11 protein-coding genes are annotated in these 11,722 nt (G+C 62.7%); 1 reads left to right on the forward strand and 10 read right to left on the reverse strand.

Features of this window, described 5'->3' with window-relative positions:
* Nucleotides 1-103 precede the first annotated feature (103 nt).
* From GTZ99_RS14605 to GTZ99_RS14615, 3 genes are read right to left on the reverse strand one after another with little or no spacing between them, the layout of a single operon-like run.
* Nucleotides 104-850: an SDR family oxidoreductase gene (locus tag GTZ99_RS14605; RefSeq protein WP_161720178.1), complete on the reverse strand. Its 747-nt coding sequence runs from the start codon at nt 848-850 to the stop codon at nt 104-106.
* Between the two features lie 27 nt (nt 851-877).
* On the reverse strand, nt 878-1,957 hold the full coding sequence (locus tag GTZ99_RS14610) for a nuclear transport factor 2 family protein (protein WP_161720180.1): 1,080 nt from the start codon (nt 1,955-1,957) through the stop codon (nt 878-880).
* Between the two features lie 55 nt (nt 1,958-2,012).
* Nucleotides 2,013-4,364, reverse strand: a complete 2,352-nt coding sequence (locus GTZ99_RS14615) for a TonB-dependent receptor (RefSeq protein ID WP_161720182.1) — start codon at nt 4,362-4,364, stop codon at nt 2,013-2,015.
* Between the two features lie 192 nt (nt 4,365-4,556).
* On the opposite strand from GTZ99_RS14615, the gene GTZ99_RS14620 reads away from it, so the two are divergent.
* Complete coding sequence (locus tag GTZ99_RS14620) at nt 4,557-5,195, forward strand: TetR/AcrR family transcriptional regulator (RefSeq protein ID WP_227711386.1); 639 nt, start codon at nt 4,557-4,559, stop codon at nt 5,193-5,195.
* Nucleotides 5,196-5,300: 105 nt separating this feature from the next.
* Here the strand turns inward: GTZ99_RS14620 and GTZ99_RS14625 are convergent, their stop codons facing one another.
* From GTZ99_RS14625 to GTZ99_RS14655, 7 genes are all read right to left on the reverse strand, one after another.
* On the reverse strand, nt 5,301-5,636 hold the full coding sequence (locus GTZ99_RS14625) for a DMT family transporter (protein ID WP_161720186.1): 336 nt from the start codon (nt 5,634-5,636) through the stop codon (nt 5,301-5,303).
* 30 nt (nt 5,637-5,666) lie between these two features.
* Nucleotides 5,667-6,101: a nuclear transport factor 2 family protein gene (locus GTZ99_RS14630; RefSeq protein WP_161720188.1), complete on the reverse strand. Its 435-nt coding sequence runs from the start codon at nt 6,099-6,101 to the stop codon at nt 5,667-5,669.
* A gap of 103 nt (nt 6,102-6,204) precedes the next feature.
* Nucleotides 6,205-6,972, reverse strand: a complete 768-nt coding sequence (locus GTZ99_RS14635) for an SDR family NAD(P)-dependent oxidoreductase (RefSeq protein ID WP_161720190.1) — start codon at nt 6,970-6,972, stop codon at nt 6,205-6,207.
* A 17-nt stretch (nt 6,973-6,989) separates the two neighbouring features.
* On the reverse strand, nt 6,990-7,502 hold the full coding sequence (locus GTZ99_RS14640) for a nuclear transport factor 2 family protein (RefSeq protein WP_161720192.1): 513 nt from the start codon (nt 7,500-7,502) through the stop codon (nt 6,990-6,992).
* Nucleotides 7,503-7,562: 60 nt separating this feature from the next.
* Nucleotides 7,563-9,959 carry a TonB-dependent receptor gene (locus tag GTZ99_RS14645; RefSeq protein ID WP_320076693.1) on the reverse strand — a complete coding sequence of 799 codons (2,397 nt, stop codon included), beginning with the start codon at nt 9,957-9,959 and terminating at the stop codon, nt 7,563-7,565.
* 181 nt (nt 9,960-10,140) lie between these two features.
* Nucleotides 10,141-10,830 carry a TetR/AcrR family transcriptional regulator gene (locus tag GTZ99_RS14650; RefSeq protein WP_161720196.1) on the reverse strand — a complete coding sequence of 230 codons (690 nt, stop codon included), beginning with the start codon at nt 10,828-10,830 and terminating at the stop codon, nt 10,141-10,143.
* A 101-nt stretch (nt 10,831-10,931) separates the two neighbouring features.
* On the reverse strand, nt 10,932-11,693 hold the full coding sequence (locus GTZ99_RS14655; protein WP_161720198.1) for an SDR family NAD(P)-dependent oxidoreductase: 762 nt from the start codon (nt 11,691-11,693) through the stop codon (nt 10,932-10,934).
* Nucleotides 11,694-11,722 lie beyond the last annotated feature (29 nt).

Here is an 11,722-nt window from a genome sequence, read left to right on the forward strand (position 1 = left end):
CAGACCTCTCCCTATATTGTCGCGACTCAAAACATTCCGATTGGATTGTTTTATGCCCGCAGATGGACGCCGCTGGCAAGCTGTTCGATTGGCCAGCGCCCGATCAGCCCGCGATTTCGCCGTTGTCGATGACGATATTGGTGCCCGTAATGTGCCGCCCATCCTCACAGGCCAGATACAGCACCATGTTGGCGATATCGATCGGTTGGCCCATGCCGTGGTTCTGGATCTGGTCCAGCCCGGCGCTGTCCTGCGGCAATTGCGCCAATGCCTGCGCGGTCATCGGCGTGACAATCCCGCCCGGCGCGATCGAGTTGCAGCGGATGCGATAATTCTGTTCGCGGCAATGAATGGCGATCGACTTGGTCATGCCGATCACGCCAGCTTTGGCCCCTGCATAGGCGGGGATGGTGCTGATGCCCTTCATCCCCCCGACCGAAGCCATGTTGATGATCGAGCCCGACCCGTCCTTGCTCATATGCGGGATCGCGGCCTGACAGCCCAGAAAGGTGCCTGCCAGCATCACGTCCACCTGCAGGCGGAATTCGTCATAGGGCAGCGTTTCAACCGTGCCAAAGCGCACCAGACCGGCGTTGTTCACCAGCGTGTCCAGCCGGCCATAACGGGCGATGGTCTGCGCCACGACCTCGTGCCAGCGCGCCTCGTCGCGCACGTCCTGTTCCAGAAACAGCGCGTCGGGCAATTCGGCCGCCACCGCGCGGCCCAGATCGGCCTGCATGTCGGTGATCACCACCTTGGCCCCCTCGCGCGCCAGCACACGGGCGTCTTCCGCCCCCAATCCCGAAGCCCCGCCGGTGATCAGCGCGACCTTGCCTTGCATCTTGCCCATGTCTTTTATCCTTGTCTGGCGTGAAATTCAGGCGGCAACCGCGTTCAGGCTGTGCCAATGGGCATAGACTGGATCGCCTTTGCCGAACTGGCCCCAATTGGTCAGCGCCTCGTAAAAGCCGCCGCGTTCCAGCGACGTGGGGTGGGTGGTGTTCCAGTCGGTGACGAAGGTACGGTTGCGGATCAACCACTTGCCGTCACGCCGGACATAACGGTCCAGATAGCGCCCGCCGGTCATGATATCCTGCCCGTTCATCACCATATGGGCCAGCGCGTAATGCTCGCCCACGGCCTCGTCACCGTTGATTTCAAACCATTCATTGGCCACCGAATGAAAGCACAGGTCCAGTTGCGTGCTGACAAAGGCGCAGATCTGGCGGGCAAATTCCGCGCCGCTGCCATTGACCGCGCCGGTCACCACCACCGAATCCTCACTGAAAATCGAGGCCAGCAGCGCTTCATCGGCACGGTCCACCCCGCGGGCATAAGCCATGCACAGGTCATGCAATTCGGCACGGGCCAGCGCGTTCAGGATCTGCGTTTCGCTGGGATCGGTCATGATTGGCTCTCCAGAATGTGAAGCTTGGGCCGCCGCCTCGGCGGCATACAGCGCCAGGACGGCACGGCCCGGATCGGCGGCACGCTTGGCCCCCTGCGCCACGTAATGCGCCAGATCGGCCGCGCCATCGCCGCGCTGGGCGGTGTTTGGGCGGTTGGTATTGCCCTCGATCACATATTGGCGATGCGTGATGCGCCATTGGCCATCGATACAGGCGTGCCGGTCCAGATAGCGGCCCAGCACCATGCGCTGGGTCTGGGCGTCCTCGACATGGGCGATGACATAGGATTCGGATACCGCCCGGTCGCCATCCACCTTGATCCAGCAATTGCAGGTGCGGTGGGTGGTGGGCGGCGCGTCCTTTTGCGCCTGCGCCAGAATGGCCACCAGCGTTTCGGCAGGGCCAGCGTAAAAGCCGTAATCCACCGTTGCGCCTGGATGATAGGCCGCGCCCAGCAAAGTGGCATCGGCCCGGTCGACGCCACGACTGTGAATGGCCAGCGTGTTCAGGATCTGATCGCGCGCAGCCAGTGTCTGCAATGTCGGCATAGGGTTCCCGTGAAAAAAGACCCCGGTCTTTCGACCGGGGCAAGGGAGGATAACGTCAGTATTCCGCCTTGAAGGACACGCCGAACATGCGCGGCTGCGCATAGTTCGTCAGGCCCAGCGTGCCGGGCGCATCGAACACCGAATTGATGTAGCGATTGTCCAGCAGGTTGGTCGCCCACAGGCTGACGGTGTAGTGGTCGCGGATCTTCAGATCGAAGTTGGCGTTGACGATGTGTTGCGGCTGCACCCGTGCACGCGGCGTATCGATGATCGAGGTCAGCAGCTTTTCGCCGGTAAAGGCATAGTTGAACGCCAACCGCGCCATCACGGTGTCGCTGACCGGAGCTTCATACGAAGCGCCCAGCGTCGCGGCCCATTCCGGCGCGTTCTGCAGCCGCTTGCCCGCCAGGCTGGTCGTGGCGCCGCTGGGCAGCAGATAGTCGAACTGGCTGTACTTGGCATCCAGATAGGCCAGCGAGCTGGTGATCTGCAGCCCGCGCGTCGGGGCCAGCGTCAGTTCGGCCTCGAACCCGCGAATGCGCGAACGGGCCGCGTTCAGGATGGTGTTGCCCTGAACCAGACTGGCGCCCGACCCGACAAAGTAGATCTGTGCCAACTGCATCCCGCGATAGCTGGTGTTGAACACCGACAGGTTGGCGCGCACCGTGCGGTCCAGAAACTCGCTCTTGATGCCCGCCTCAAAGGTGTCAACATGCTCGGGGTTATAGGGCCCCAGATCCTGCTCGATACCGATGCGGCCGGTGTAGCCGCCCGATTTGAAGCCGCGCGCCCAATAGCCGTACAGCATCACGTCCGGCGCGACCTTGTAGTCAAAGCCCAGCTTCCAGCCGACATTGTCCCAGCTTTTCGTGCCGCGCTTGGGCGCGACCACGCCCAGAACCGTATTGGCCACACCCGTGGGCGAGGTGCCGTCGAAGGTGGTCACCCCACCCAGCGCCAGGCTGGTCAGCGTCGAGGCCAGCATCGAGGTGCGCTCATGGCTGAAGCGGACACCGGCCTGCAGGCGCAGATTGTCGGTCACCTTGAAATAGCTTTGCATGAAAGCCGAGATCGACTCGTTGTCCTGATCCTGCAGGTTGCGCTGATACAGGCCGGTCAGCCCCTTGGTGACAGTGCCGGTGGTCATGTCATAGGTCGCGCCGCCGGCAAAATCGATGCGCAGATCCTGATAGTGATCATAGTGATCCTTGAGGAAGAACCCGCCCAGCGTCACGTTGATCCGGTCGGACAGTTTGAAATCACTGCGCAATTCCTGGCTGAACTGCCACCCGCGTGTGCCACGGCGGGTGTCGATCAGGAACACCGGCGTACCGTCCTGATCGGTATATTCGAACAGCTTGAACTTCTTGTACCCCGTGACCGAAGTCAGATCGCCCAGCGCCGTATCCGACAGCTTCATCGTCAGACCGATGCGATAGGTGTCCATGTTCGACAGGTCGGGCGTATCGCCCAGCGCACCGCCATCGCGGGCCGAATAATATTGCGACGGGGCAACACAGCGGCTGCCCGCAGGGGCGCAGGGCGAGGTGTACATGCCACGAAAACCGGCGGGCACATATTCGGCCTCACCGGGCAGATCGCCCGCCACGACGATGGGCGAGCCATTGCGCGCCATGTCATATTCGGCCGTCAGCGTGCCGTCGAAATTGCCCGACTGATGGCGCAACGAACCGCGGAACAGCGTCACATCGCGGCGGCCCATGTCGCGGCCATCGACCACGTTGGTGACATAGCCATCGCGCTGGTCATGGCTGATGCCAAAGCGCGCCGCCCAACCCTCGCCCAGCGGCGTATTCAGCACCGCGCTGGCGGTCAGGTGGTTGTAATTGCCATAGCTCAGATCAACCTTGCCGCCCAACTTGCCCATCTTGGGCTGTTGATTCAACACGTTGACCACGCCACCGGTGGTGTTCGCGCCAAACAGCGTGCCCTGCGGCCCGCGCAGGATCTCGATCCGTTCGACGTCAAACAGGTCCAGCAACGCGCCCATCGAGAAATATTGCGGCACGCCATCGACCACGATGCCCACCGTGTTGCCCGCATAGGGGTCAGGCTCGATCACGCCGATGCCACGGATGGTGAACACGGCGGTATTGGGCGTGTTCGAAAAGGTGCCGATCTCAACGTTGGGCACCGATCCTTGCAGGCCCTGCAGGTTGACGGCATGCATTGCCTCGACCTGCGCGGCGCCCACGGCCGCAACCGAGATCGGCACGTCCTGCAATTTTTCGGCGCGTTTTTGCGCGGTGACGACGATTTCGGCGATGCCACCCGTAGAAGCGCCGCCCGCAGGCTGCTCTTCGGCGGCCCATACGGTCTGAGCCGACGCAGCCATAGCAACGGCCGACAGGCCGCAAATCCAGCGGATCTTGGTATATTTTGTCATGTTTCCCCCTCCCAAGGGTGTTGGCCTGAGCGTTGTTTCTAAATAACAGTCCAACCGGAATGTTTTTTCACACCCCGCTTGCGCCGCCTACTGAACCTTTGCACAGGTGACAGAAGCTGCGTCAGGGCGATGCACGTCAGACAGAATCACGATATAAGGCCGCTCATGTCTCCACCGACGATGCAACAACGCATGCTGCGCGCACTGATACCGGCCGATCTGGCCGCCGATCCGCAAAGCTGGCAGCAGCAAAAAAGCGCGCGCACCCGTCTGCAATTGATCGAAGCCGGGATCGATTGTCTGCTGGAAGGCGGTTATGCCGGGCTGACCACGCACAAGGCCGCCGCCCGCGCCGGCGTGTCACGCGGGGCGATGCAGCACCATTTCACCACGCGCATGACGCTGGTGGCGGCGGTGGTGGACCATGTGTTCTATGCCCGGATGCGCCTGTTTCTGGAGGATTATCTGGGCCAGATCAGCGAGGCAGGCGAAGAGCAGCTGGTCGCCATTGCCACTCAGGCGCACTGGCGCAGCGTCCAGACCCGCGAATATGCCGCCTATTTGGAACTGGCCGTTGCGGCGCGCAGCGATGCTGAATTGCTGGAACATTTCGGCCCCGCCGCCCGGCGTTACGATCAGGTCTGGGTGGCAGAGATGATCGAATCTTTTCCCCAATGGCGCGACCACTGGGAAGAGATGAAGCTGGCCAACGATCTGGCGGTGGCGGCCCATATGGGCATGTCAATCATGGGCGACGTGCTGGGCCCGGAGCGCATTGCGCGCCTGAACCAGCTGATCGCGCAGGTGCTCAAAGGGTTGTACGGCGACTAAACGCCGGGCCGGATAGGGCCACGCGCGACAACGCGCGCAGCCCTTGGGAGGAAAGGCTGCACGCGCGCCATACCCCCTCCGCCAAGGGGGCAAGACTGTCGTCTGTCAGAGCGTCGCGGCAGTACCGATCAGCCCGCAGGCCACCACCAACAGCCCGATCCGCGCCCAGCTGGCCGTTTCACCCAGCAGCGTGGTGGCGACCAGAATGGTCCCCAGCGGCACCAGCGCCGCCAGCACCGGCAGGATCAGCGAAAGCGCCACGCCCGACTGGATCAGCCGAGCCAGCATGTAGAACGAGGCGGTATAGACCGCGATGCAGGCCGCCGTCCAAACTGGCACCTGAAACCCTTGCGTGCGCCCCAGCAAGGCGCCACCGGCCACCTGCGTCACCACCACAAAAGCCACCATCACGACCGTGCGCGTCATCGAAGCTGTCAGCATATTCTCTCCCGTTTTTGTGTTTTATGCCGTCTATTCCACCAGCATCGTGCGATAGGTGCGGCGCTGAAACAGCCAGCCCTCGCCCGCGCGAACCAGTTCGTCGTCATAGCGCCCCCGCACCCGCAGCCGCTTGCCACTGGTGGGATCGTCAAAAATCTCGCTGGTATAGACCACCGCTGTGGCCGTATCGCCCTCGACCACGATGCTGCCGGGGGTGGCGACATAGATCATCGGCTTGGTGCAATTGTCCAAGCCATAGACCTTCATCGAACCAACCCAGCCCTCGACGATCGCCGCCTTGCCGGAAAAACCGCCCAGATCAGGGAATTCGGGCAAGGCCCAATAGGCATCGTCCGTCCAGGTCGCCCCCCACAGATCCGCATCACGGGTCATCACCCCATGCGCATAGGTCTCGATCAATTCCCGGATGGCGACGCGATCAGCCAGCGGCCCGCGAAAGCTCATGATGCCTCTCCCTGTCTGTTCCGCGACCGGTATGGAGCGCGGATAAAACCGTTACGACCCCGCCTTTTTGTGGGTTTCGCGGGGCCGTAATCTATGTAGCGGATTATTGCGCGGTCAGGCCGCCATCGACGACAAATTCGCCGCCCGTGACATAGCCCGCCGCGTCGCTGGCCAGAAACGCCACCATCTGGGCGATGTCATCGGGCTCGCCCATGCGCCCCATCGGGATCGAGGCGTTGATCGCGTCATACTGCGCCGGATTGTCGCGGATCGCCACCTGCTGCATCTCGGTCCAGATCACGCCGGGGTGCACCGAATTGACGCGGATGCCTTCACGCGCCCATTCCATCGCCAGCGATTTGCTCAGCAGGCGCACGCCGCCCTTGCTGGCGGCATAGGCGCTGGCCCCGCCAATCCCCACCAACCCCGCAACCGACGAGATATTGACCACCGAAGCACCCTTGGGCGTATCGGCCGCCGCCGCGCGCAATGCCGGCAAAGCCGCGCGGCAGCCCAGATAGACGCTGGACAGATTGACCTCGATCTGCCGGGTCCAGTCCTCGGGTTCCAGAATTTCGATCTTGTGCAGCACAGCAATGCCCGCATTGTTGACCAGCACGTTCAGGCGCGGACCGACCGCGGCCATCACCGCGTCCCAACTGGCGCGGTCGGTAACGTTATGGGCCATGCCATGCGCGTCATGACCATCAGCGCGCAATTCGGCGGCGCGCGCCTGTGCGGCATCGCCATCCAGATCGGTCAGCCACACCGTATGCCCGGTCAGCGCCAAACGGCGCGCCATGGCAAAACCCAGCCCCGCAGCCGAAGCCGCACCTGTGACCAACGCAATCCTGTTATCCGACATTGTCATTCTTTCTGCTTGAAAAATCAGGCGGTAGCCAGCCAGTCGCGCTGGCTGGAACGATCGGCGGCACCGTGGCCGCCCAACAACGCGCCGGGGATGCGCGCCAGGTAATGCTCACTGGCGGGGTCTGATCGCACCCAATCGATCAGCTCGCTGCGATGGGCGATCTTCCACACGCCATCGCGCTGTTCATAACGATCGACATAACGGCCCGCGATGATCAGGTCGGTCGGCACGCCATCGTCCTCCACCCGGTGCCAGGCAAAGTAATAGACTTCGCCAAAAGCGCGCGGCCCGTCCAGATCAATATTGATCTGGCCCAGCATATGCAGGTTTGCCTGATGATCGGCCAGCATCGTTTGGGCAAAGTCTACGAATTCCGCCCCCGGCCCCTGATAAAAGCCATAATCGGTGGTGGAATCAGGCCAGAACACGCCCTTCATCAGATCGGCATCGCGCCGGTCCAGCCCACGCATATAGGCCCCCGAAAGGGCACGGATCTCATCGCGGGCGATCAGGGCTTCGATCTTGTCCATGGGGGTCCTGCGGCAAAGAGGATCGGGCGCCATGCCATCGCACAGCGCCCGAAAGGAGGATCAGAAGCGAACGGTGCCTTGCAGCTGAACCGTGCGCGGCAGATTGACAAAGCCCAGCGTGTCGGCCGCGCTGTTGGGCGCGTCGATCGCCCCGCCCACGATAAAGCGGTTGGTGATGTTCTTGCCAATCAGGGCGATTTCGTAACGGTCATCGACCGTCTTCAACCGCAGCGACGCATCCAGCGAGACATAGGCGTCCTGACGCGAGTTCGGCTTGCCAAAGGCCGAGGCCAGATAGGCGCCCGAATAGCGCGCATCGATCGAGAAGCCGCTCTTCCAGCCACGCGACACCTCGGCCTCGTAACTGATGCCCAGCGAGCCGGTCCAGTCCGGCGCCACCGCCGTCGGCGTGCCCGACAGGTTCTGCGCGTCCGCGCCATGGAAGGTCAAACCACCCGCGCCGCAACCCGTCGCCACCGTCTGCCCGCCATAGCAAGGCGCGACATAGTTGGTGTAACGCGCCCGGTTATAGTTGACCGAGCCATGCACGTTCAGCCCGGCCACCGCGCGCGGGGCATATTCGAACTCAACCTCGACGCCCTTGGTCCGTGCGCCACCGGCATTGGTGGTGATAAAGGCAAAGGTCGTGGCGTTGAAGAAGTCGACCTGCAGATCCTTGTACAGGTACGAATAGAGCGCGATGTTCAGGCGCAGCTGACGGTCCATCAGCGTGCTCTTGAAGCCCACTTCAAAGCCGGCCGCGGTTTCCGGGTTGAACGCGACGTCGCTGGCCACCGTCGTCGCGCTGACAAAGCCCGAGTTCGAGAAACCGCCCGACTTGTAGGCGGTCTTGTACGCGGCATACAGCGTCAGATCACGCGTCGGCTTCCACGTCAGCGTGGCTTCGGGCGACCAGTTGTCCCACGCCTGATTGGCCACAACCGGGCGGTTTTGCAGGAACAGGCCCTGCAGCGCCAGGTTGATATAGGGGTGGGTCAGATAGCTGTCCTTGGTCTCGTGCGTATAGCGCACGCCCGCGGCGGCAGTGACATTGGGCACGATCTTCCATTCCACCTGACCATAGGTGGTGATCGTCTCGCCATCGGTTTCCGACCGCTTGTAATAGCCCAGATATTTGTAGGCTGCCGGCGCGCTGCTGTCCGAAATGCCACCGAACGAGCCGCTCTGCGTGTGGTTCCGCTTGGTCGACTGGTACAATACGCCCCACATCAGGTTGACCGGCGCGTCAAACTTGGTCTGGGCGCGAAATTCGGTCGAGAAGGCGTTGTACACCGAATGCTCGGTCGATGGGGCCGAAAGCGGATCGGCGGCCGAAACGATCGTGCAGTCGCAGGCCCACTGGTTGACGTTCTTGTTATAGTTGGTGATCAGCGTCAGGTTCAGGTGATCGAGGCTGTAATCCACCTGACCGGTGATCGCCCAGCTGCGGTACTGATTGTACAGGCTGCCATCCGCGCGCGAGAACGGGTTGGCGCCTGCCAGATCGGCCGGGAAATAGTTCTGATAGACAGTGAACGTCTTGGCACAGCGGATCGAGGGGTTTGCGCCAAAGGTGCCGTTGGGATTGCCGCAGGCATAAGGCACATAGTTCCAGCTGTTGTTGTCGTTGTCATCCATCGACGCGTTGGCGCGCAGCGTCATGGTCAGACGGCTGGTCGGCTTGTACTGCAACGTCACGCGGCCGATCAGGGCACGCGCGCCGGGGTTGTCGCTGGTCAGCGCGGGGGCGAAATGCGGGGTGGTGATGCCGGTCGCCACGTCAAAGGTGGAATAGGTCTTGTTCAGACCGCCATTGGCGAAATAGCCGCCAAACATCTTGGACCCGCGCAGCGCCACGCGGATGCCCAGCGTGTCGGACAGCGGGCCCGAGGCCATCACCTCGCCCACCACTTCGCGCGCCTTCATTTCATAGCCGACGCGGGCCATATATTCGGCATGGGTGGTCGGATCAGCGCTTTTCAGCGAGATCACACCAGCCGTGGCGTTCTTGCCAAAGAACAGCGCCTGCGGCCCTTTGAGCATTTCGACGCTGCCAAGATCCAGGAAGCCCTCGTTGATGACGCGGCCCTGACCGTAATAGACACCGTCCAGAATGACCGCCACCGACTGCTCGATGCCGATCGAGCTGGCCGAAGACCCGATGCCGCGCAGCGTCAACTGCGCGCCCGAACCGTTCGAGGCGCGCCCGATGGTGAACTGCGGCGTCTGGGTCGAGATCTTCTCCAGATTGGTCATGTCATATTTCTGGATCTGCGCGGCGGAAATCGCGGTGACGGCCACGGGCACGTCCTGCATGTTTTCCACCTTGCGGCGAGCGGTCACGACAATATCAGACAGGCCACCCTGAGCAGGGGCGTCCTGTGCCGCGGCCGTCACAGGAAAAGCGACAGCACTGGCAGCCAACATCGCCAGATAACGCGAACGGAATGTCTTCACTCTATCCCTCCCATTATTATGGTCTGGATTGGGCGCAGCCGTCCGCCGCCGCGAATCCGCCATGGATACGCGGGCGCGCCGTTCACACACCCTTCCCGACCTTAGTTTAACTAAGGCCAATATGAGGGGCTGTGCCGCGATCTGTCAAAGATAATTACAGCGCGCTATAAAAAAGGTCAGGTCAGCCCGGCGGCGCGAACCGCGCGGCCAAAGCGCGCTGGGCGGTGGTGATAGCGTTACGCACGGCCGGCGCGCCCGCCTTGGCATGAGGCATTAGCGTTTCAGCCAGTCGCATTCGCAAATAGTCAGCCAATTCAGCATCCTGCACATCGCCCTTGGCCCAAAAGCCGACACCCGACACCATCCCCAACTGCACCAGATAGGCCAGCAGATCGACCGGTGCCGACCCCGCCAGAAACCCCTGCGCCAACATTACCCGCAGCGCATCACCCACATGCCGATTGTACAATCGGTCCAAACCCGTCAGCGCCAGATGGTCAATCACCGGCACAGCCAAGGCCCGCGCGGTGTCGGGCGCCTCCAGTGTGACGCTGGCGACCGAATCGCACAAAGCGATCAATCGGGGCCAGCCCGGCTCGGGCGACATGGCCTCGGCCTGACCAAACACGCTGGCGCTGCGCTCAAATGCGGCGGCGGCCAGCAGACGGTCCTTGCTGCCGAAAATGTTGAACAGGGTCTTTTCGGTAACGCCGCTGTCGGCGGCAATCGCGCGCATACTGACCGCATCACACCCATGAGCGGTGATCAACTGACGCACACTGGCAAAAATACGCTGGCGGCGCTCGGCCTGCCGGGGGGTCAACGCACGCCCATTATCGGCGTGGCCAACCATCAAGGGAACCTCTGTCATGCCCCTTGTTTGCACGGCCCCATGTCCCAAAGCAATCCGGGCGGCCGCGCGATGCACAGGCGGGCGGGCAACGGCGTTACGCCGCCGCCCGCCCTGCCCGATCAGGCAAAATCAATCGGCAGCGGCACGCGGCGCAGCGTCTGGCCGCCGGTCACGTCGATCAATTGCCCAGTGGTCGACCGCGCCTCGGCCGCCAGCCACAGGGCGGTTTCGGCAATGTCCTCCACGGTGACAAACTTGCCCAGCGGGATTTCCTTGGCAAAAGCCTTGGTCACCGCTTCCATCTCGAAATAGGCGTCGGTCATGGCGCTGCGGGTAAAGCCGGGCGCGATGCTGTTGACGCGGATGCCACGCTCACCCAACTCGTTGGCGGCGATGCGCACAGCGGTGTCCGCCCCCGCCTTGGCCCCGGCATAGGCGGCGTAATTGGGCGCCTGATTGAGCACCGTCATCGACGAAGTGGTGATGATCGAGCCGCCATCCGCCATGGCCAGCGCCATCTGCTTGATGAACAGCACCGCGCCGACAAAATGCACTTCGCTCGACTTGCGCAGGCCCTCGGCGGTGGATTGCAGCACCGGTTCGGCCACATCCACGCCCGAATAGTTCACCGCCACGTCCAACCGGCCATAGGTGTTGATCGCCAGGGCGGCCAGCGCCTCCAGGTCAGCCTCGCTGGTGATGTCACAGGTGGCGCCAATGCCGCCCACACGCGCGGCCAGTGCCGACGCCGCATCCCCGCGCCGCGCCGCCAGCACCACCTTGGCCCCCTCCTCGGCAAAGCGGCGGGCCGTGGCAAAGCCCATGCTGCGTTCATCCGACGCGCCCAGAATGACCGCGACCTTTCCGTCCAACCGTCCCATGTGTTTTATCCTTATGTCAGGCCTGCCAA

Source organism: Novosphingobium ovatum (genome assembly GCF_009909235.1).
GTDB lineage: Bacteria > Pseudomonadota > Alphaproteobacteria > Sphingomonadales > Sphingomonadaceae > Novosphingobium > Novosphingobium ovatum.